This is a genomic window from Aquitalea palustris (assembly GCF_003693445.1).
GTDB lineage: Bacteria > Pseudomonadota > Gammaproteobacteria > Burkholderiales > Chromobacteriaceae > Aquitalea > Aquitalea palustris.
Window position 1 is genome coordinate 1 of sequence record NZ_RFAR01000074.1, and the last position, 21,086, is coordinate 21,086.

Below are 21,086 nucleotides of genomic sequence, written 5' to 3' on the forward strand. Positions count from 1 at the left end.
TACGGCAAGTCGGCGCAACGCAGAATCGGGGGTTTTGTGAGCGGGTCTTAGTGGCCGGCTGCTTTCCAGGCTTCCACCGCTTTCATGGTATTGGCCACATGCTGGTTGGGGTCCATGGCGCTGTAGCTGTACCACACCTTGTGGTCCGGGGTGATCACGTAGGAGGTGCGGCTGGCATAGCTGGTGCCGGGAATCATCACCGTATCGTAAGCCTTCATGATCTTGCGCTCGCCATCGGCCGCCACCGGGAATTTGCTGCGGCATTCGGACACGGAAAAGCGCTGCAGCTTTTCGATGTCATCGCCGGATACGCCAATCACCGTGGCGCCCAGCGCCTTGAACTTGTCCACCGCTTCGGCAAACAGGTGGGCTTCCACCGTGCAGCCACTGGTGAAGGCCGCCGGGTAGAAGTACAGCACCACCGGGCCGTGCTGCAGCGCTTCGTTCAGCGAATACTGAAAGCGCTTGCCGCCCAGCGAGGCTTCGGTGCGAAAGTCGGGCGCGGCGGCGCCCTTGGCCAGCTCGGCCTGGGCCAGCGCCGAACACAGCAGGGCGCTGACACCCAGCGACAGACACAGACGGGATAACAGTTTCATGGCAGGACTCCGTAGTACAGCGGGTGCTTGGGCGTAAGGATCAGCCGGCCACAAACAGCTGGGTGCCGGCTTCGGCAATCACCGCTTCCATTTCCGCCGGCACCGGCTTGTCGGTAAACAAGGCATGCACCTGCGACAGATGGCCCAGTTCCACCAGTGCCGGGCGGCCAAACTTGGAGTGATCGGCCGCCAGCAATACCTGGCGTGACTGCTGGATGATGGCTTCCGAGGTGCGTACTTCACGATAGTCGTAATCGCGCAGTACGCCGTCGTTTTCGATGCTGGAAATGCCGATGATGCCGTAATCCACCTTGAACTGGCGGATCAGCTGCACCGTGGCCTCGCCGGTGATGCCACGGTCGCGCTTGCGCAGTACGCCGCCCAGCACGATGACTTCGCAATCCGGGTAGTCGCACATCATGTCGGCCACGTGCAGGTTGTTGGTGATCACCCGCAGGCCGCGATGGCGGTGCAGCGCCTTGGCCACTTCTTCGGTGGTGGTGCCGATATTGATGAACAAGGAGGCATTGTCGGGAATCTGCTTGGCCAGCAGCTCGGCCAGCCGGCGTTTTTCCTCGATGCACAGCACCTGGCGTGCGTTGTAGGCCACGTTTTCCACGCTGGACAGCACGCTGGCACCGCCGTGATAGCGTTGCAGCAACTGGTGTTCTGCCATCAGCGCAATGTCGCGGCGTATGGTCTGGTGGGTGACGCCAAAATGGGCAGCCAGCTTTTCCACGGTGACATAGCTTTCGCGATGGACGATGCCCAGCAGTTCTTGCTGGCGCTGATTGAGAATGATCATGGTGGCGGGTCGTTGTCTGTATGCAGCGGTGTTGGAGGCTGTCCGATTCTACATGAGCGGCGCATTTCGCCAAATGCCGTCTGTATGAGCCACATTTCAGTCCAGCCGGTGCAGCCTGCGGCGGAAGGCCTCGGCCATACTCAGCTGGCGCGGGCCGGGCAGGATGCGAAAGCGCTCGCCTGCCTGCAGCGTGCCGGTTTGCAATACCGCCAGATAAAAGCCGCAATGGCCGCTTTGCGCCATCAGCTTGACTGCGAGGCGCATGTCCATGTGCGCCTGGAACTTGAAGCAGGGCTGGCGCGGCTCGGTAATCTGCAGTTGGCAATCGGCAAATTCCAGCACATCCCCCACATAGGCATCTTGCTCCAGCAGGCCGCTGATGGTGAGGTTCTCCCCCAGTATGCCGTGGTGCAGTGTAGTACCGGCATGGCGCGAGCCATGCTGCTGGCAGGCTTGCTCCCAGAAGGGGTAATGCTCCAGCGGATAGGCGTAAATGGCCTTGGCCAGCCCGCCATGTACCGTGGGGTCGGCCTGCTCGTCGCCTGCCAGTCCCAGCTTGCCCACGGCAATGGCCGTGGGGCGGAGCAGGGTGCTGACCGGCAGCTTGTTGATGCCGCTCATGATGCGGCGGCCCTCGATCAGCATGGGGCTGACCGCTGCCAGATTGATGGAGTGCAGGGTGGGGCTGTCGCTCATGTCGGTCTCATCTGTGTTGATTGGCCATGGCACCCACCATCGCCGCCAGCGCCAGGCAACTGGTCAGGCCGGGAGATTCGATGCCGTAGAGGTTGATCAGTCCGGCGATACCATACTCGGCCGGCCCCTGGATGACAAAGTCGGCATCCGGCTCACTGGGCCCGGCCAGCTTGGGACGTACCCCGGCATAACCCGGTTGCAGCGCGCCATCCGCCAGCTGCGGCCACCACTGGCGGATGCTGTGGTAAAAGGCGGCGGCGCGGGCCGGGTCCAGCTGGTAATCTACGCCGTCTATCCATTCCACATCCGGGCCGAAGCGCGCCTGGCCGGCCAGGTCCAGCGTCAGGTGGCAGCCCAGCCCGCCCGCTTCCGGCAGCGGATAAATCAGCCGCGAGAACGGCGAATGGCCACTGAGGCTGAAATACACGCCACGCGCATAATGGGCCGTCGGGATGGTTTCACGTGGAACACCTTCAATGTTGCTGGCGACAGCAGCTGCCCACGCCCCGGCGGCGTTGATGACAGATCTGGCCTTGATGGTGATGCCGGCAATCTCCAGTTCCATGCCATCTGCCAGCACCCGGCCACGGTTGAGCGGGGAGTGGCAGGCCAGTTGCGCGCCGTGGGCTTCGGCATCGGCCAGCAGGGCCTGCAGCAGCGCGTGGCTGTCGATGATGCCGGTGGAGGGGGACAGCAAGGCGGCATGGGCGCTCAGTGCCGGCTCCAGCGCCCGCACCCCGGCGGCGTCCAGCCATTGCAGATCGTGCACGCCATTGGTGGCGGCGCGGCTGGCAATGGCTTGCAGCCGTGGCAGGTCGGCGACAGTGTTGGCCAGCAGCAGCTTGCCGATGCGCTGGTGCGGGATGCGCCGCTCGGCGCAGTAGCGATACAGCAGATCGCGGCCCTGCACGCACAACCGGGCCTTCAGGCTGCCGCTGGGGTAGTAGAGGCCGGCGTGGATCACTTCGCTATTGCGGCTGCTGCAATGCTGGCCAATCTGGCTTTCGGCCTCGCAGATCAGCACCTCGCGTCCGGCCATGGCCAGCTGGCGGGCAATCGCCAAGCCCACCACGCCGGCACCGATGACTACGCAGTCCAGTGTGTCCATCAGGTTTTCCCTGCCAGTTGCTCGCTGGCCAGCCAGCCCAGGGTGCGGATGTCTTCCGCCAGCTGGGTGGACCAGGGCTGGCCGCAATTGATGCGCAGGCAATGGCCAAAACGCGGTTCGGCGGAAAACACCAGGCCGGGGGCGAAACTGATGGAGCGCGCCAGGGCCGTTTCCAGCATGGCCTGGCTGTCCAGCCCCTCCGGGCCTTCCACCCAAAGCAGCATGCCGCCCTGTGGCCGCCGCACGCGGGTGCCACGCGGGAAGGCGTCCAGCACCGCATCGGCCAGGGCATCCATCTGCTGCTTCAATTGCTGGCGGATACGCTGGCTGATGCGGGCGTAATCGCCGCTGGCCAGCACCTCGGACAACACCGCCAGCAGGATGGCCGGGCTGACCAGGCTGCTGCTCTCGCGCAGCCGCTCCAGCGCGGCATGGTGGCGGCCGCCGGACAGCCAGCCCAGGCGGAAGGCAGGGGCAAAGCTCTTGGTAAAGGACGAGCAGTAAATCACCTCGCCGTCGCGGTCCCAGGCCTTGAGCGGCGTGGGATGCTGGGCGCCGAAGTACAGTTCGCCGAACACATCGTCCTCAATGATGGTGAGGCCGTGGCGGCGTGCCAGTTGCAGCAGGCGCTTTTTGTTGTCGTCCGGCATCAGCGCGCCGGTGGGGTTCTGGAAGTTGGTCACCGTCACCAGGCATTTCACCGGCGCACCGTGGCGCAGGGCGAATTCCAGCGCCTCCAGCGACAGGCCGGCGTCCGGCGTGCAGGGAATCTCCAGCGCCTTCAGCCCCAGCGTCTGCAGGGTTTGCAGCAGGCCGAAGTACACCGGGGTTTCCACCGCCACCACATCGCCCGGCCGGGTGAGCAAGCGTAGCGACAGGCTGATGGCCTCGGTAATGCCCTGGGTAAACAGTACCTTGTCCAGCGGGATATCCAGCTGCCAACTGGCGGCCAGCCGCCGTATCTGCTGCTGCAGCTGTTGCTGGTCGGCGGTGGGCAGGTAGGCGCCGATCAGCTCGGGCTGACGCGCCAGCAGCAGCTGCATGCGCCGTGACAGCTCCTGCGCCGGGTACAGGCTGCTGTGCGCCTCGGCCATGTGCAGTTGCTGGCGGATGGACGAGGCGGACAGGCGGATCAGCTGGCTCATGCGGCTGTCCACATCCACCAGCGCGGCGGCGGTGGGGCCGGGCTGAGCAGTCGTACCGCTGGCGACATGGCGCGGCAGCGCGGCAAAAAAGCCGCTGCGCGGTCGCGCCACCACGCGCTGCTGTTCTTCCAGGTGGCGATAAGCCGCCAGCGCGGTCAGGGTGTTGACCCCGTGTTCGGCAGCCAGCTGACGCACCGCCGGCAGGCGGCTGCCCGGTGGCCATTCGCCATTGTCCAGCCGGGCTTGCAGCTGGTGGGCGATATGCAGATAAAGCGGAAGATCGGTCATTGCTGTTCTATATAACAGATTCAGCCCAGTCTACGCTGTTTGTATCGGGTGTGGGAAGGCAGACGGATCGCCATCGCTTACCCTGTGTGCATTGACGCATCAAGGAACCCATCCATGTCCACCCTTTCCCCGCGAGAGTCTCCTGCCAGCCCGCCGCATGCTGATCGTGTGCCGTTCAGCTGGTCGCATTTCTCGCCTTCGGCCGGCCTTGCCGCAGTGCTTGCACTGCTGGTGGGGTATTCCGGCCCCTTTCTTATTATTGTGCACGCCGCCCAGTCCGCCGGGCTGAGCGCGGCCCAGCTGGGCTCCTGGGTGTGGGCGGTGTCCATTGCCTCCGGCGTGGCCGGTATCTGGCTCACCCTGCGCTGGCGCGTGCCGGTGATTACCGCCTGGAGCACGCCGGGTGCGGCGCTGCTGCTGGCAGCGCTACCCGGCGTACCGTATGGCGAGGCAGTGGGGGCGTTTCTGGCGGCGGCCATCATCGTTACCCTGGTCGGGGTGAGTGGTGCCTTCGACAAGCTGATGAAGATTTTCCCGGCCTCGCTGGCGGCCGCCATGCTGGGCGGCATCCTCTTTCACTTTGTCGCCGATGTGGCGGGAGCAGCCAGTCAGCAGGCGCTGCTGGTGGTACCGATGACGGTGCTGTTCTTTGTCGGCCGCAAGCTGTTTCCGCGCTTTGCCTTGCTGGCGGCCATTGGCCTGGGCCTGGCCATCGCCAGCTGGCAGGGCATGTATGGCGCGGCGGCCAGCTGGCAGGGCAGCAGCGGCCCGCTGTTTACCATGCCGCAGTGGTCGTGGACGGCCTTTGTCAATCTGGCCTTGCCGCTGGCCTTGCTGGCACTCACCAGCCAGTTTCTGCCGGGGATGGCGGTGTTGTCGGCTTCCGGCTATCACATTCCGGCGCGCTCACCGGTAACCGTGCTGGGGCTGGCCTCCATCATTACCGCGCCGCTGGGTGGCCATGGTGTGACGCTGGCGGCCATCATCGCCGCCATTTGCACCGGGCCGGAAGCCCACCCGGACCCGCAACGCCGCTACATGGCCGGGCTGGTGTGTGGAGCGCTGTATATCGTGCTGGGCATTGCCGGTGGCGCGCTGGCCGGCCTGGTGCTGCTCTTGCCCAAGGCGCTGGTGGTGACGGCGGCCGGGCTGGCGCTGTTTGGTACGCTGGCTTCATCGCTGACTGCCGCGCTGATGGATGAAGGCCACCGCGAAGCCGCCTTGCTTACCTTTGTGGTGGCGGCATCGGGCGTCACCATTGCCGGGCTGGGTTCACCCTTGTGGGCGGTACTGGCCGGTGGCAGCGTAAGCTGGCTGCTGAAGGCGCGCCCCAAAAGCACGCCGGCCATGACGCCGGTGCCACAGCGCAAAAACTGACCCGATGTTGAGGAAAAATGGCCGCCCAGTAGCATGCAGGCGGCCATTTTTCATTGGTAAGACAGGGTGAAGGTGGCGGTGGCGGACAAGCTGCCGGGGCTAACCGTGCCAGTGCGGATATAGCTGACGGAGAAGGGAAAGTTGCGCGGGCCGGCAAGGTTGGCCAGCAAGAGCTGATTGGTATTGCCTGCGATGGCGGAGTCGGGGCCAAAACGGATGGTGCTGCCCTGATAGGACAGTTGCAAGCCAACGCCTTTCGCGGTGGAGCCACTGCCCAGGCTGAGGATGTCGCTGGTCTGGCCGCTATTGTTGTTGTCGGTGAAGGTGAGGTACAGCCTGGTGGTGGCCGGACAATTGATGGTAAGGGCAAACGAGGTATTGCCGGCAAGGCTGCCTACCGTTGGCAATGCGCTGTTGCTGATCACCGGCAGGTTGATGCTGCTGGAGCTGATGCCGCTGAGCGCGCAGCTCGTGGCCGCCAGGGAAAATCCATTGGCCTGCAACGAGGTTTCCCCCGGCAGGGTGAGATAGGGCAGCCATGTGCCGCCCAGGCGCAAGATGGCGTTTACCGTGTTGTTGAGCTGGACTGTTCCGCTACCGATGGTGGAGGCCGTCTTGTAAAAAGCGAGGTAAAACGTGCCACTGAGCTTGGTCTGCACTCCGCTGCTGCTGCAGATCAGCCGATTGCGGATATTGCCATCTCCCGTGTTGCTGCCATCCACCCACACCGTTGCGCGTGAACAGCTTGCCGGCGCACTGACCGCGAAACCGGCGGCATAGCCTATGCCCGGCACATTGGTGCTGAATACGCTGCGGCCATTGATCATGGTGACATAGTTACCGGTGGTCATCTTGATGCCCAGTTCCTTGCTATTGCTGTCACTGCTGTCGCAATTGAACTGTACGCCAGGTGTAGAGGCGATATCGCTACCCAGCTGGCTGTTGAGCGGAATGTCGCGGGCAAAGGTGAGATTCGGCAGGGCAATGCTGCTGCCGGCGGCTGGGGTGCAGAGCGCCCACGCCGTTGTCGGCAGCAATAGACTGAGCAGACTGAGCAGATGCTTCATGATCCTGACAACCCCCCTCTGGCAGCGGCACAAGGCCGTATCCGCAGAATCTAGTCGTCTGGCTCAGCATGTTTTCTAAGAAAATTTTAATTTATCAAAAGAATATTCTGCAAAACACCTTGATGCCGTGCGGATGGGGGCTGCCGTGGCGCTGATCTCGGGCAGAGGGATTTCGGATTTTTGTCCGGTATCACGATGCAGGGGATGGGCTATTTTCATGACTCGCTACGCCAGACAGACCCAGAAAAGTTACTCGATGAGCAAGGATTTTCTGTTAAGCCAAGCCATGGCTTAGCCCTGTCGTTGTGAATGATCGGGCATGGTTGCTGGCTGAATTGAGGCCGTGGCGTACGGCCCTGTCCAGTGCGGTGATGCCGGCTATTCGGTGGGTTTGGTCTAGCACAATCCTGGCAGCAAGCTGGTCATGTTCCGGCCTGCCGTGTACAGTGATCATTCTGTATACAATTTTCCAGTCAGCACAATATCGGCCATAAAATGCCGGCCGGATGCGCTTGGCGCGGCTGACATGGTTGAAAAAGGAGTGAACAAGATGTTTTCTGCCGCCACCTATCAGCAGCGCCGCACGGCGCTGCAACAGTCTTTGTCGGGCAGCCTGCTGCTGTTCGTCGGCAATGTGGATTCGCCGATGAATTACCACGACAACATCTTTCCCTTCGTGCAGGATTCCAGCTTTCGCTACTTCTTTGGCCAGAACCAGCCGGGCATGGCGGCGTTGATCGACACGGCCGCTGGCAGCACCACTTTGTTTGGCAATGATCCGGACGTGGCCGACATCGTGTGGACCGGTCCGCTGCCCACCTTGTCCGAGCGTGCCGCGCGCGCCGGCATCAGCCACAGCCAGCCCTATGCCGCGCTGGAACAGGCGCTGGCGGCTGCGCAAGCTGCCGGGCGTCCCATCCATTACCTGGCCCCGTATCGGGGTGAAACCAGGCTGGAACTGGGCCGTCTGCTGCAGGTGCATCCGGCGGAAGTGGCGGCAGGTTTTTCCCCCGCCTTGACCCGCGCGGTGGTGGCGCTGCGTGAAATCAAGAGCGCGGAGGAAGTAGCCGAAATGGAAGCCGCGCTGGCGGTGACCGGTGCCATGCATGTGGCGGCAATGCAGTCCTCGCGTCCGGGCGTGGTGGAACACCAGGTGGTGGGCATCATGGAGGGCATCATGCGCCGCCACGACTGGCAGCTGGCTTACCCCTCGATCTTCTCGCGCCGTGGCGAGGTGCTGCACAACCATGCCCACGACAATGTGCTGCAAAAGGGTGATCTGGTGCTGAACGACACCGGCTGTACCTCCGGTGGCGGCTACGCCAGCGACATTACCCGTACCTTCCCGGTGGGCGGACGTTTCAACCAGCAGCAGCGCGAGTTGTACAACATCGTGCTGGACATGCAGCTGCAGGCCATCGCCGCTATCAAGCCTGGCGTGCGCTATCTGGACGTGCACAAGCTGGCGGCGCAGGTGATGGTGCAGGGCATGAGCGAGCTGGGCTTCTTCCACGGCCCGGTAGAAGAGATTGTCGAATCCGGTGCCTATGCCATCGCCTTCCCGCATGGATTGGGGCATCAGATCGGCATGGATGTACACGATATGGAAGGCCTGGGCGAGGATCTGGTGGGCTATGACGACACCGTGCAGCGCAGCGGACTGTTCGGCCTGGGCTACCTGCGGCTGGGCAAGGCGCTGAAAGCCGGTATGGTGCTGACGGTGGAGCCGGGCATTTATTTCATTCCGGCGCTGATTGCTGCCTGGCAGGCCGAAGGCCGCCACAGCCAGTACATCAACTATGCGCGCTTTGCCGAGATGAGCGCTTTTGGCGGCATCCGCATCGAAGACAATGTGCTGGTGACCGACAGAGGCAGCCGCGTGCTGGGCGAACCCATCCCGAAAACGGTGGAAGAGCTGGAAGCCATCATGCAGATGTAAGCCTGGCGACCGGCTGTGTCAGGTACACCAACCGCCCTTCGGGGCGGTTTTTGTTTGCCCGCGCCTGCTTGTTGCACGATGCCCGGCCATTCATCTGCTGAGGGCTGCAACACAAATTTGCAGCTTGGGCGCAAGCTCGGCCTTGCATCCGGAAAATCCTGCCTAGAATGAAATCTGGACCGTAGCGGGGGAGACAGCGCCGGTCCAGCCCGTCAGCGACGCGACAGTCTGCCTGCCGTGCCACTGTGACCAGGCCTCGCCGTCTGGCCAGACAACAACATCGATCCAGCTGGAGAGTCACATGGAAACTTCATTTCAAGCGCTGCCATCCATGGCCATGCCCAAACATACCGACCTGGTGCATCTGGATCAGCGTCCGCTGCGCCCCATCAATCTGAAAAGCCCGGCGCTGGAGGTGATGACCGATCTGCGCATCATCGACCCGGTGAGCATAGGCGAGGATGAAATCCTGCGTCACGCCCATAACCTGATGATCAGCCGTGGTATCCGCCTGTTGTTCGTGCAAGACGAAGACAGCCGGCTGGTGGGCCTGATCACCGCATCCGACATCCTGGGCGAGCGCCCGGTGCAGTGCATGCTGGAACATGGCAAGCGCCATGATGAAGTACTGGTACGCGATGTGATGACGCCGCGCAGCGAGCTGGAAATGCTGTCGCTGGCCGATGTGCAGCACGCCACCGTCGGCCATATGGTGGCCACGCTGAAGCAACAGGGACGGCAACATGCGCTGGTGGCCGAGCTGGACCTGAACACCGGCCATTACCAGTTGTGTGGCATGTTCTCTACCTCGCACATGGCGCGGCGGCTGGGCATGCCGCTTAACTTCATGCGCGTGCCGCAGGCGCTGTCGGAAATCCAGCACGCGCTGCTGCACGAGGGCTAGCCGGTAGCGCGGGGCTGTTCTCGGCAGGTTCAGCCCGCTTCGCCCGCCGTGTCTTGTGGAACGGCGGTGCTGTACTTGGTGGTTTCCATCACCACCAGCGATTCAAACTCGCGCACATTGTCATTGCTCATGATGTGCTCGCGGCAAAAGCGCTCGTAGTCCCCCATGTCGCGCACCAGCACCACCAGCACAAAGTCCGGCCGCCCGGTCACGTGGTAGCACTCCACCACTTCCGGCGCGGCGCGGATGGCCTGCTTGAAGGCGTCCACCAGCGCAATGCGCTCGCGCTCCAGAATGACGTTCACCACCAGTCGTAGCGGCCGTCCCAGCACCGCCGGGTCTACCAGTGCCACTTCACGGCGGATGATGCCCTCGCTGCGCAGCCGCTTCAGCCGCCGGGTGACCGCCGTGGGCGACAGGCTGACGGCCTCGGCCAGCTCGTCGTGGGTGCGGCGGGCATCATCCTGCAGCAGGGCCAGCAGCTTGCGATCGTAGCTGTCCAGCTGTTTGTCTTCGGCCATATCAGTATTCCTGCATTGCATATTCAAAATCATCAGTTTGCGTGCATTCTGGCGCAGTAAAACGCAGCGGCGCAAGCTGCAGTGCTGCCTACACTGGCTGCATCTTCAGGAGATGCACCATGTCTACATCCAGTGCCGTACTGTCCCCGTCCTTTTTCCGCAGCGCCGGCGCTGCCCGCTGGCTGCCCCTGGCCCTGTTCAGCGCACTGGTGTTGCTGTGGGCTTACAACTATGTGGTGATGAAGCAGACGCTGCAGGCCACCACACCCATCACCCACCTGATCCTGCGCACCGCGCTGGGCAGCCTGACCCTGTTTGGCGTGTTGCTGGCACGTGGCCGGGCCATCCGGCCGCAACGGCTGGCGCAGGCAGCACAGGTGGGGCTGAGCACCACCTTTCTCTACAGCCTGTCCATCACCCTGGCGCTGGTCGCCGGGGCCGCCGGGCGTACCTCGGTGCTGGTGTTTACCATGCCGTTCTGGGTGGCGCTGCTGTCGCGCTGGCTGCTGGCCGAGCCATTTACCCGCCGTGCCCGGCAGGCACTGGCTGCCGGTTTTGCCGGCCTGATGCTGATCGTGGCGCCATGGCAGCTGCATGGCGGGGTGTTGCCGATGCTGCTGGCGGTGCTGGCCGGCTTTTTCTGGGCATTGGGTTCGGTGCTGAGCAAGCGGGCGACGCGGGATGGCGGTATGGACAGCCTGAATTTTTCCGCCTGGCAGGCGCTGATCGGTCTCTTGCCCTTGCTGGCGCTATGGCCGTGGGCGGATTTTGCCCATATCCGCTGGTCGGTGGGTTTTGTGTTGGGGATGTTGTATGCGGGCATCCTGTCCAGCGCGGTGGGCTGGCTGGCCTGGCTGTGGCTGCTCAAGCGCTTGCCGGCCAGCACGCTCAGCTTCAATGCGCTGGTGATTCCGGTATTGGCGGTGGCCATGGCGGCCAGCCAGCTGGGTGAATGGCCGGTCAGCCGCGAACTGGCTGGCATGCTGCTGGTGGGGGCGGGCATTGTGCTGATTGCCCGGCGCTAAGCCGCGGTTAACGCGCTGCGCTAGCTTGTGCACACCTTGTCAGTCTGCTGCGGCAGGGCTGGTGGGCCGCTTGTGGCCGGGTGGAAATTTACACCACCAGTGAAACCAGCGTGCCGATGGTCACAGCAGCCGCGGCCCAGCGGCCGGCGGTGAAATAACTGTTGTCTGCGTTGCTGGTTTCCGCTGCCGGCGGCGTGGCGGCCGGGTCGGGCAGATTCAGTACGCCGTAGGTAAAGGATTTGACCGGCGAAGGGGTGTTGTCCTGGCTGCTGCTGCCATCATCGGCGGCCGTGCTGTCGCTGGTTTTGCCGCTGCTTTGCAGGCTGACCACGGTGGAGGGCGAGGGCTGCTCCTGCGTGCTGTCCTTGGCATCCGGTACGGTCTTGCCTGGCTGCTTGTTCGGCGGCAGCAGTTTGCCGGCGCTGTTGCTCGTCACTGAGTTGGTCTTGCTGATATCCATCATGAGCTCGCCGCAGGGTAATGATGATCGATGCTTCATTATCGGCAGCCCGCAGCGGCGGCATGAGGGGGGGCAATGTAAAGATCGGGTAAAGAAAGGTAAACGAAGCGTGAGCTGGGTGGATCTGCCGGGCTGGCCGGTCAGCCACCGGCGCTAATCCAGCTGTTGTACGGTGTCGCCGTTGACCGGGCTGCAATCGGCTGCCATGTCATCCCAGCCGCGATGCGTCACCAGCGTGTGCTCGCGCAGACATAGCTGGATGCGCTCGGTGCCGGCAATCTGCTGCCGGACAAAGCCTTCGATTCCCGCCGGCAGGCTGACCTGATAGCGGCGTGCGTCCAGTTCGGCGGCCGGGTGGTCGTCGTTATGCACCAGCGGCACCACATGGGCCGCCCACACCATGTAGCGGTGCTTCACATCGACGGTATCCGGGCGGTAGCCCTGCTGTTGCAGCCAGTCCTGTGCCTGCTGGCGCGCGGTATTGCCACCGGGCAGGCTGCCCCAGGCATGGGCCAGCAGCTCCACCAGCCACTGGTTGCAGTTCTGGTAACGGGTGGAATAGGGGTAGGCATTGGCGCTGTAGTCGGCGGATAGCAGCTGCAGTGCCAGCTTGTTGTCCAGCGCGGCCTGCCGCAATTGCGCCTCTTGTGCCGGGGGCAACAGCAGGATGGACAGATAAACCGTGCTGCCCTGGCGCTGGTCGATCAGAAAGCCCGGCAGGCCCTGGTCGTACAGGTGGGGGCGTTGCTCGTCGCAGGCGTAATACAGCTGGCGCACCGACCACGGCGAATTGGGGTTGTCACGCAGGCTGATGCCGGCATGCGACAGGCGGATGTTGAAGCGCTCCAGATCCAGCCCGGAGCGCGAGATGATGGCCGCCTGGTGGCCGGACTGCTCCAGCAGGTTTTTTACCTGCAGGCTGAACAGCAGCAGGCTGCTCTTGCGCGCCACGCTGGCTGGTGCAGCCTGTTCGCAGAACAGCAGCGACGAGGCGGCGGCCCTGGCCGGCAGCAGGGCCGCGCCAAATGCAAACAGCCCTGCTAGCAGCAGGGCCTGGGCAATGCGCGTAGGCTGCCGCATGAGGCGGCTAATCAGGAAACCACCTTGGGCTGCACGTCGGATTGCCATGTCTGATCCAGCAGCAGGGCAAACGGCTGCTTGTTGTCGGCGCGGGCAAATGCCAGGCCATAAGCCTGTTTCTGCGCGTGCACGATCTGGCCGGCTTCCACGCCAGCGCGTTTCACATCAGCTTGTGCCACAAACAGGTTGAACGGTTCCGTGGCAGCGGCCAGCGGCACCAGCGTCAGCTGGGTTTTGCCCGGCTGGTTCGCCTGGGCCACCGCGACGACCTTGTAGTCACCTTCGGCAATCTTGCCGATGGCCTTGGACGAATTCTGCAAGGAGGTGGAAATGCTGCCTACCGTCGCGCTGACGCTATCGGAAACGGAGAGCAGGGAAACGGCAGCCTGTGCCGTACTGCACAGCATGCCCAGGCTAAGCAGCAGGGAGCCGGCAATGGTTTTCTTCAGATGGGTCATGGTCTTGGCGTTATCTATACACGGTGCGGAATAGTGCGGTGAGAAAAGTCATTGCAGCAGCGGCCTACTGCGCTGAGCCGACTGTTGGTCAAGCCGGCCGTGGCTACGGTGGACTGCATGCGCAGGCCTATTGTTCCCAGCGGGGGCGGTATGGCACAAGTGAATTTACAAAAATTGATTGGCTGGCTGCCCGCCTGGCTTGTGTGGCGGCTGTCCAGACGGCAAGATCAGGCCATCGCATGGCAAACCGCAAGGAAACCCGCTTGGCCCAGTCTTCCAGCAACGACAGCGCTATTCTGCCCGGCGGCGACAATCCCTCCGGCCGTCCGGTGTCACTGCACGCCATCGTGGCCACGGTCAATGTACTGGCCGAACAGGGCATTGCGGCGGCGGATCTCCTGGCCGGCAGCGGCATTCCGCCGGAACGACTGCAGGAGCCGGCACGGCTGATCAACCATCATCAGGAAATGACGGTGTTCGACAATGCCCGCCGCCTGTCCTGTGACGAAGCGCTGGGCCTGCGGCTGGGGCGTGCCATGCACACTTCCAATTACGGCATTCTGGGCTACACCATGCTGGTCAGCCCCACGCTACGCGTGGCACTGGAAACCGCCATCCGTTTTCCCCTGCTGCTGGCCAGCTACTTTACCCTGCGGCTGGAAGAGCGCGGCAAGGAAGCCTGGCTGCTGGCTGACGATTATCGCTACCGTGCGGACCTGTTCAGCTTCAATGCCGAAATGTGTCTGACTTCGATGTGGACCATTGCCTGCGACTGCATGGGCGTGCGCTGGAGCCCGAAGGCGGTGCACATGCGTTTTCCCCTGCCGGCCCACGCCGGGCTTTATCCGGCCATTTTCGGTCATGCCGGCCACTTTGACATGGCGGACAATGCGCTGGTTTTTCCGGCCAAATGGCTGGACCGCCCGCAGCCACTGGCCGATGCTGTCAGCTTTCACATGGCACTGGAGCAATGCCAGCGCCAGCAGGAACAATGGGCCAGCAGCCATGGCTCGGCGCTGGTGGCACGGGTGCTGCGGCTGATCCAGTCCGACCCGGTGCGCTTTGCCCGGCTGGACGAACTCACTGCCACCCTGCACATGTCAGAACGCACCCTGCGGCGCAAGCTGGCAGCACTGGGAACCAGCTTCCAGGCCTTGCTGGATCAGGCGCGTCACCAGCAGGCACTGCATCTGCTGCATGACACCAGGCTGTCCATCAGCATGATTGCCGAACGGCTGGGGTTTGCCGAATCCGCCAGCTTCCGCCACGCCTTTGCCCGCTGGACCGGCAAGCGCCCGTCCGACTTACGCCGTTAGCGCATGGTGCTGCGGGCGCCTTCCTGCCCGGTGGCCCGGTGGCATTTTCAGGCCGGCTGCCGGTGGCCGGCCACGCCTGCTTCATCGCATTGCAGCATCGACAGTCGGCCATCTGGCCAGATGATTTGGCCGGAATTATCCCTTAGTTGACCGCTTTGTATCTTTCTCCACGCTGCCTTGTTGGCAGAATGAATAAAAAAATAACGGACCACTTCGCAGCCCGGATTCGCCCAGACCACGACTGTTGCCAACAGCCATGGCCCAGGGCGGCAGCCTGTCCGTTTACACAAGAGTGGAGGAGAAACCAATGAGCAAGTCATCCGTCGCCGTCATCCAGATGGCAGTCGATCCCGTCTCGCGCCAGCATAACTGGCAGCAGGCGGAAACCCTGATCCGCCAGGCCGCAGCACAGGGCGCACAGATCATCCTGCTGCCCGAGCTGTTCGAGTGGCGCTATTTCTGTACCGAGCAGGATGCGCGCTACCACGCGCTGGCCGAACCACTGGCCGGCCACCCGGCCGTGCAGCACTTTTCCCGGCTGGCCGCCGAATTGCAGGTGGTGCTGCCGCTGAGTGTGTTCGAAGCGGCCGGCCAGGCGCGCTACAACACCGTGGTCATCATCGATGCCGATGGCAGCGTGCTGGGCCACTATCGCAAAACCCACATCCCGGATGGTCCGGGCTATTCCGAAAAGTTCTACTTCAATGGCGGCGACACCGGTTTCAAGGTGTGGTCCACCCGCTATGCCCGGCTGGGTGTGGGCATTTGCTGGGACCAGTGGTTTCCCGAGTCTGCCCGCGCCATGGCGCTGCTGGGGGCCGAGCTGCTGTGCTATCCCACGGCCATCGGCAGCGAGCCGCAGGACGCCACGCTGGATTCGCGTGACCACTGGCAGCGCACCATGCAGGGCCATGCTGCTGCCAACCTGATGCCGCTGTTTGCCGCCAATCGTATCGGTAGCGAACAAGGGCGCGACTTTTCCCAGACCTACTACGGCAGCTCCTTCATCACCGACGGCAAGGGTGCTGTGCTGCACAGTGCCGGGCGCACGGAACAGGCCGTGCTGGTACAGGCGTTCGACCTCGCTGCACTGGCCGCCGTGCGCGCCAGCTGGGGCGTGTTTCGCGACCGCCGGCCGGATGCCTATGCGCCGCTGCTGACGCTGGACGGGCACACGCCAGTCCCTGCTGCCGGCTAAGCCTCTCTCATTTCCGAAGTATTGCGTGACTGCGCATGACCCGTCAGCGGGCAGGGCGCGGCCATGTTATCCACTGCATTCCACAGGAGGACTGCCATGACCGGCAACCGTGTGGCGATTGAGATCGACCATGTCTGCAAGCGCTTCGGCGCGGGCGAACAGGCCGTGCTGGCGCTGGACCATATCGCGCTGGATATCCGCGAAAACGAATTTTTCACCCTGCTGGGGCCATCGGGCTGCGGCAAGACCACCTTGCTGCGCATGATTGCCGGTTTCGAGGATGTCAGTGCCGGCGACATCCGCCTGTATGGCGCCTCGCTTACCGGCAAGCTGCCCTTCCAGCGCCCGGTCAACACCGTGTTCCAGAGCTATGCGCTGTTTCCGCACCTGACGGTAGAAGAAAACATTGCCTTCGGGCTGGAAATGCGCGGCTTCAAGCCAGCCGACATCAATCCCATCGTGGCGGAAAAACTGGAGCTGGTGAAGCTGTCCGGCTTTGCCCGCCGCCGGCCGCACCAGCTGTCCGGTGGCCAGCAGCAGCGCGTGGCCTTGGCGCGGGCGCTGGCCCCGTCGCCCAGAGTGCTGTTGCTGGACGAATCGCTGTCGGCGCTGGACCTGAAACTGCGCAAGGAAATGCAGGTGGAGCTCAAGCGCCTGCAGCGCGAAACCGGCATCACCTTTGTTTTCGTCACTCACGACCAGGAAGAAGCGCTCACCATGTCCGACCGCATCGCGGTGATGTCGGCCGGCAAGCTGCAGCAGGTGGGCAGCCCGGAAGACATTTACGACCGGCCGGCCAATCGCTTCGTGGCAGATTTCATCGGTGAAACCTCCTTCCTGCAAGGCCGGGTGGCCGATGGCCAGCTGCATTTTGGCGTGGCCGGCAGCCTGTCCTGTCAGGTGCTGGATCAGCCACACGATGGCGCGGCAGCACTGGCCGTGCGGCCGGAGCGCTTGCAACTGGCCAGCAGTGGTGACGGGCTGGGCGGAGTGGTGGCCGAGGTGGTGTATCGCGGGGTGGATACCGTCTACCTTGTGCAACTGGCCGATGGCCAACCCTGCCGGGTGCGCCATACCAATGACAGCGGTGCCTCGCGCCTGGCGCGGGTAGGGGATGCGGTACGGGTAGCCGCCCTGCCGGGCGCCTTCCATCGTCTGCAGGAGGCCGGCCATGACGCTTGATCCCTATCGCCGTACACGCCGGCGCCTGCTGCTGGCCCCCACCACACTCACCCTGCTGCTATTCATGGTGCTGCCCATGCTGCTGATGGGCTGGATGTCGCTGCTGGCGCCGGATACCTATGGTGGCGTGCGCTGGAAGGAATGGAGCCTGGATGCCTATGTGCAGTTTCTGTACGAGCGCGATCTGGATGACAGCCTCACGCTGAACAGCGATTACCTGCAAATCTTCGGCCGCTCTTTCCTGCTGGCCGGCTTTGCCACGGTGGTGACGCTGCTGATCGGCTTTCCCACCGCGCTGTATATCGCACTGAAAGAGGAAAAAACCCGCCAGCGGCTGATCCTGCTGATTTCCATTCCCTTCTGGACCAACCTGTTGGTGCGCACCTATGCCTGGATGCTGCTGCTGCGCAATGGCGGGCTGATCGACAGCAGCCTGTCGGCCCTGGGGCTAAGCCAGGGCACGCTGGATGTGCTGTACACCCCCACCGCGGTGGCCATCGGCTTTGTTTATTCCTTCCTGCCCTTCATGGTGCTGCCCATCTACACCAGTCTGGAAAAAATGGACTGGCGCCTGGTGGAGGCGGCATTCGACCTGGGGGCCAATCGCTGGCTGGCGCTCAGGCGGGTGATTCTGCCGCTGGCTATGCCCGGCATCGTGGCGGGCTGTCTGCTGGTATTCATCCCGGCCATCGGCTCCTACTTCATCCCCGAGCTGCTTGGCGGTGGCAAGAGCCTGATGATAGGCAACCTGATCCAGAACCAGTTTGGCACCGCCCGCAATTGGCCGTTCGGGGCGGCCCTGTCCTTCATGTTGCTGGCACTGGTACTGCTGGTGATGTGGATCTACACCAGACGCTTCCAGCGTCCGCCGGGAGAATGACATGCAAGCCTCCAATACCTTGTGGCGCTTTCGCGGGGTCACCCCCACCGCCATGCTGGCCTTTGTCTATCTCTACCTGCCCATCGTGGTGCTGGTGGTGCTGTCCTTCAATGCCAACCGCATTGCCACGCTGTGGACTGGTTTCTCCTTCGACTGGTATCTGAAGGTGATGGACAACGACAACATCCTGCGGGCCACCAAGAACTCGCTGATCATCGCCTGCGGCGCTACCGTGCTGGCTACCAGCTTTGCCACCATGGCGGCGCTGGCCATGGCCGGCAAACGCTTTCGCGGCCAGGCTTTCATCAATGCCATGCTGGGCCTGCCGCTGCTGGTGCCGGAAATCGTCACCGCCGTGGCCTCCTTGCTGTTCTTTCTTGCGCTGGGGCTGGACCTGGGGCTGCTGACGGTGCTGATAGCCCACACCGTGTTCTGCATTCCCTTTGCCTACTTGCCCATCCGTGCGCGGCTGGAAGGGCTGGACCCACGGCTGGCCGAAGCCGCGGCCGATCTGTATGCCGGGCCGTTTGCCACCTTCCGCCGTGTCACCCTGCCGTTGATCCTGCCCGGCGTGCTGTCCGGGGCCATGCTGGCCTTCATTGTGTCGCTGGACGATTTCGTCATCACCTTTTTCGTGGCCGGTGCCGGTGCCACCACCTTGCCGGTGTACATCTTCGGCCTGATCCGTATGGGCATCACCCCGGAAGTAAACGCGGTATCGGCGCTGATGCTGCTGGTGTCGATTGCCTTTGTCGCGCTGTCCTACTGGATGGGCCAGCGCAAATCCTGAACCGGGTCGGCGGCTGATCCGCCCCTCATGTTTCGCTTGTTGCACAACATACGAAGGAGAAATGCCATGAAAGTCTGCAAACTGCATTCGCTGGCCCTGGCTGCGGGCCTGCTGGTATCGGCATCGGCCATGGCCGCTGGCGAATTGAACCTGTACAACTGGTCCGACTACATTCCGCAAGACCTGCTCAAGCGCTTTGAAAAGGAAAGCGGCATCAAGGTCAACCTGGATGTATTCGATTCCAACGAATCCCTGCTGGCCAAGCTCAAGGCCGGGGCCAAGGGCTACGACGTGGTGGTGCCGTCCGACTACATGGTGAAAATCATGATAGAAGAGGGTCTGCTGGAAAAAATCGACGCCAGCAAAATGGCCAATTTCAAGCTGGTGGAAGCCCCGCTCAACAAGCCGGATTTCGACCCGAAACGCGAATATTCCGCACCGTATATGTGGGGGGTAACCGGCTTTACCTATGACGCCAGCCGCGTGCCGGGCGGCAAGCTGGATAATAGCTGGAAGAGCTTCTTCACTCCGCCGGCCGCGCTCAAGGGCAAGGTGGTGGCGCTCAACGACGTGGCCGAGCTGTACAAGGCCGCCGCCATCTACCTGAAAGTGGATCAGTGCACCGAAGACCCCAAGCAGGCCAAGCGCATCCAGGACCTGCTGGAAGCGCAAAAGCCCATGCTGGCCATGTATAACTCCGATGGCACCATCGAACGCATGCAGGCGCAGGAAGTGATCATGCACCAGCAATGGAACGGTGCGGCCTATCGCACCCGCCAGAAGCTGAAGTCCGCCGTGTTTGTTTATCCGAAAGAAGGCATCCCCTTCTGGAACGACAATCTGGTCATCCCCAAAGGTGCCAAGAACCGCGATAACGCGCTCAAGTTCATCAACTGGATGATGGAGCCGAAGAATATCGCCGAGGCATCCAACTTCACCGGCTACAACAATGCCATCAAGGGCTCGACCGCTTTCTTCAAAGCCGATCTCAAGGCCGACCCGGCCATCAATCCCACCGCCGCCATGCGTGCGCTATTTGTCCCCAGCAAAACCTGCTCGGCCAAGGCCAATGCGCTGCGCGACCGGGTGTGGACCAAGCTGAAGAAATAATCCCGGCCAGCGAACGCTGGCATCCCCTTACCACCAAGACACAATGCCGCCGGCGTGATGCCAGCGGCAAGGAGACCTGCATGCTGACGATTTACAGTGACGACCACCATCTGCACCACGGCAATGCCGAGCTGATCGATGGCACCCTCAAGCCCTGCTTCGAAATGCCCAGCCGCGCCGACATGGTATTGCAACGGGTACGGCAAACCGGCCTGGGGGACATCATCGCCCCCAGCGAGCACGGGCTGGAGCCACTGCTGCGCGTGCATGACGCCGGCTATGTGCGTTTTCTGGAGCAAGCCTGGAGCCTGTGGCAAGCCGAAGGGCGCAACCATGACGCGCTGCCGCTGGTATGGCCGGTGCGCGGCCTGCGTACCGACCGCATTCCGCAGGACATCGACGGCCTGATGGGCTATTACTCCTTCGATGCCGGGGTGCCCATCACCGCCGGCACCTGGCAGGCCATCCGCTCCTCGGCCAATGTGGCGCTTTCCGGGCTGGATGCCATGCTGGCCAGCGGCCGCAGCACCTTTGCCCTGTGTCGCCCGCCCGGCCATCATGCCGCAGCGGATTACATGGGCGGCTATTGCTATCTGAACAACGCCGCCATCGCCGCCCAGGCCATGCTGGACAAGGGTGCCAAGCGGGTGGCGATTCTGGATGTGGACTACCACCATGGCAATGGCACACAGAGCATTTTCTATGGCCGTGGCGATGTGCAATTCCTGTCGCTGCACGGCGATCCGCTGGTGGAGTATCCATATTTCCTCGGCTATGCCGACGAGGCTGGCACCGGCGCGGGGCTGGGCTTTAACCACAACTATCCGCTGGCCCATGGTACGGACTGGTCGCACTACGGCCCGGCACTGGCCGATGCCTGCGGCAAGATCGCCGCCTATGCCCCGGATGCGCTGGTGGTATCGCTGGGGGTGGATACCTTCGAGCAGGACCCGATTTCGCGCTTCAAATTAAAGAACGCCGACTATCTGCGCATGGGCGAGGCCATCGGCGCGCTGGGCTTGCCCACGCTGTTCGTGATGGAAGGCGGCTATGCGGTGGAGGACATCGGGGTGAATGCGGTGAATGTGCTGTCCGGCTTTGAAAGCGTGGCGGGCTGAGTGCGGCGGGGAGGCCGGGCGGC

The 21,086-nt window shown here is 63.0% G+C and carries 21 protein-coding genes; 11 read left to right on the forward strand and 10 right to left on the reverse strand.

What is annotated here, in order from left to right:
• Window positions 1-47 precede the first annotated feature (47 nt).
• The 5 genes from EAY64_RS16420 to EAY64_RS16440 form a co-directional block, all read right to left on the reverse strand.
• Complete coding sequence (locus tag EAY64_RS16420) at window positions 48-596, reverse strand: peroxiredoxin (protein ID WP_103525820.1); 549 nt, start codon at window positions 594-596, stop codon at window positions 48-50.
• Between the two features lie 40 nt (window positions 597-636).
• A complete protein-coding gene (locus EAY64_RS16425) occupies window positions 637-1,401 on the reverse strand; it encodes a DeoR/GlpR family DNA-binding transcription regulator (RefSeq protein WP_103525821.1) in 765 nt (254 codons plus the stop codon).
• Window positions 1,402-1,497: 96 nt separating this feature from the next.
• Window positions 1,498-2,097 (reverse strand): MOSC domain-containing protein, encoded by a 600-nt coding sequence (locus EAY64_RS16430; protein WP_103525822.1) that lies wholly within the window; start codon window positions 2,095-2,097, stop codon window positions 1,498-1,500.
• Between the two features lie 7 nt (window positions 2,098-2,104).
• Window positions 2,105-3,205 carry an NAD(P)/FAD-dependent oxidoreductase gene (locus tag EAY64_RS16435; RefSeq protein WP_103525823.1) on the reverse strand — a complete coding sequence of 367 codons (1,101 nt, stop codon included), beginning with the start codon at window positions 3,203-3,205 and terminating at the stop codon, window positions 2,105-2,107.
• The gene (locus tag EAY64_RS16440) at window positions 3,205-4,638 is read right to left on the reverse strand and encodes an aminotransferase-like domain-containing protein (RefSeq protein ID WP_103525824.1); all 1,434 of its coding nucleotides are present in this window, start codon (window positions 4,636-4,638) and stop codon (window positions 3,205-3,207) included. The genes EAY64_RS16435 and EAY64_RS16440 overlap by 1 nt, the downstream gene beginning before the upstream one ends.
• A gap of 114 nt (window positions 4,639-4,752) precedes the next feature.
• On the opposite strand from EAY64_RS16440, the gene EAY64_RS16445 reads away from it, so the two are divergent.
• Window positions 4,753-6,015: a benzoate/H(+) symporter BenE family transporter gene (locus EAY64_RS16445; protein WP_103525825.1), complete on the forward strand. Its 1,263-nt coding sequence runs from the start codon at window positions 4,753-4,755 to the stop codon at window positions 6,013-6,015.
• 50 nt (window positions 6,016-6,065) lie between these two features.
• Here EAY64_RS16445 and EAY64_RS16450 read toward each other — a convergent pair whose 3' ends face one another.
• On the reverse strand, window positions 6,066-7,082 hold the full coding sequence (locus EAY64_RS16450; RefSeq protein WP_103525826.1) for a fimbrial protein: 1,017 nt from the start codon (window positions 7,080-7,082) through the stop codon (window positions 6,066-6,068).
• Window positions 7,083-7,632: 550 nt separating this feature from the next.
• Between EAY64_RS16450 and EAY64_RS16455 the strand changes: the two genes are divergently transcribed.
• Together EAY64_RS16455 and EAY64_RS16460 are read left to right on the forward strand one after the other, a co-directional pair.
• Entirely contained in the window at window positions 7,633-9,021 is a 1,389-nt protein-coding gene (locus EAY64_RS16455; protein ID WP_103525827.1) for an aminopeptidase P family protein, read from the forward strand.
• A gap of 301 nt (window positions 9,022-9,322) precedes the next feature.
• Complete coding sequence (locus EAY64_RS16460) at window positions 9,323-9,925, forward strand: CBS domain-containing protein (RefSeq protein WP_059285709.1); 603 nt, start codon at window positions 9,323-9,325, stop codon at window positions 9,923-9,925.
• 29 nt (window positions 9,926-9,954) lie between these two features.
• Here EAY64_RS16460 and EAY64_RS16465 read toward each other — a convergent pair whose 3' ends face one another.
• Window positions 9,955-10,446, reverse strand: coding sequence for an Lrp/AsnC family transcriptional regulator (locus tag EAY64_RS16465; RefSeq protein ID WP_103525828.1), 492 nt, complete (start codon window positions 10,444-10,446; stop codon window positions 9,955-9,957).
• Window positions 10,447-10,565: 119 nt separating this feature from the next.
• Between EAY64_RS16465 and EAY64_RS16470 the strand changes: the two genes are divergently transcribed.
• The gene (locus EAY64_RS16470; protein WP_103525829.1) at window positions 10,566-11,471 is read left to right on the forward strand and encodes a DMT family transporter; all 906 of its coding nucleotides are present in this window, start codon (window positions 10,566-10,568) and stop codon (window positions 11,469-11,471) included.
• An 88-nt stretch (window positions 11,472-11,559) separates the two neighbouring features.
• Here EAY64_RS16470 and EAY64_RS16475 read toward each other — a convergent pair whose 3' ends face one another.
• The 3 genes from EAY64_RS16475 to EAY64_RS16485 form a co-directional block, all read right to left on the reverse strand.
• Window positions 11,560-11,934 (reverse strand): hypothetical protein, encoded by a 375-nt coding sequence (locus tag EAY64_RS16475; protein ID WP_103525830.1) that lies wholly within the window; start codon window positions 11,932-11,934, stop codon window positions 11,560-11,562.
• Between the two features lie 150 nt (window positions 11,935-12,084).
• Complete coding sequence (locus tag EAY64_RS16480; RefSeq protein ID WP_199106986.1) at window positions 12,085-13,059, reverse strand: DUF2145 domain-containing protein; 975 nt, start codon at window positions 13,057-13,059, stop codon at window positions 12,085-12,087.
• A complete protein-coding gene (locus EAY64_RS16485) occupies window positions 13,023-13,469 on the reverse strand; it encodes a hypothetical protein (protein WP_103525831.1) in 447 nt (148 codons plus the stop codon). Before EAY64_RS16485 ends, EAY64_RS16480 begins: the two co-directional genes overlap by 37 nt.
• A gap of 239 nt (window positions 13,470-13,708) precedes the next feature.
• On the opposite strand from EAY64_RS16485, the gene EAY64_RS16490 reads away from it, so the two are divergent.
• The 7 genes from EAY64_RS16490 (at window position 13,709) to EAY64_RS16520 (ending at window position 21,063) form a co-directional block, all read left to right on the forward strand.
• Entirely contained in the window at window positions 13,709-14,785 is a 1,077-nt protein-coding gene (locus EAY64_RS16490; RefSeq protein ID WP_103525832.1) for an AraC family transcriptional regulator, read from the forward strand.
• Window positions 14,786-15,092: 307 nt separating this feature from the next.
• Window positions 15,093-15,983, forward strand: a complete 891-nt coding sequence (gene aguB / locus EAY64_RS16495) for an N-carbamoylputrescine amidase (RefSeq protein ID WP_103525833.1) — start codon at window positions 15,093-15,095, stop codon at window positions 15,981-15,983.
• Window positions 15,984-16,079: 96 nt separating this feature from the next.
• Window positions 16,080-17,165: an ABC transporter ATP-binding protein gene (locus EAY64_RS16500; RefSeq protein WP_103525834.1), complete on the forward strand. Its 1,086-nt coding sequence runs from the start codon at window positions 16,080-16,082 to the stop codon at window positions 17,163-17,165.
• Entirely contained in the window at window positions 17,155-18,045 is an 891-nt protein-coding gene (locus tag EAY64_RS16505; RefSeq protein ID WP_103525835.1) for an ABC transporter permease, read from the forward strand. Before EAY64_RS16500 ends, EAY64_RS16505 begins: the two co-directional genes overlap by 11 nt.
• A 1-nt stretch (window position 18,046) precedes the next feature.
• Window positions 18,047-18,835: an ABC transporter permease gene (locus tag EAY64_RS16510; protein WP_103525836.1), complete on the forward strand. Its 789-nt coding sequence runs from the start codon at window positions 18,047-18,049 to the stop codon at window positions 18,833-18,835.
• A 66-nt stretch (window positions 18,836-18,901) separates the two neighbouring features.
• Entirely contained in the window at window positions 18,902-19,945 is a 1,044-nt protein-coding gene (locus EAY64_RS16515; RefSeq protein WP_103525837.1) for an extracellular solute-binding protein, read from the forward strand.
• 80 nt (window positions 19,946-20,025) lie between these two features.
• Window positions 20,026-21,063, forward strand: a complete 1,038-nt coding sequence (locus EAY64_RS16520; protein WP_103525838.1) for a histone deacetylase family protein — start codon at window positions 20,026-20,028, stop codon at window positions 21,061-21,063.
• The last annotated feature ends 23 nt before the right edge of the window (window positions 21,064-21,086 follow it).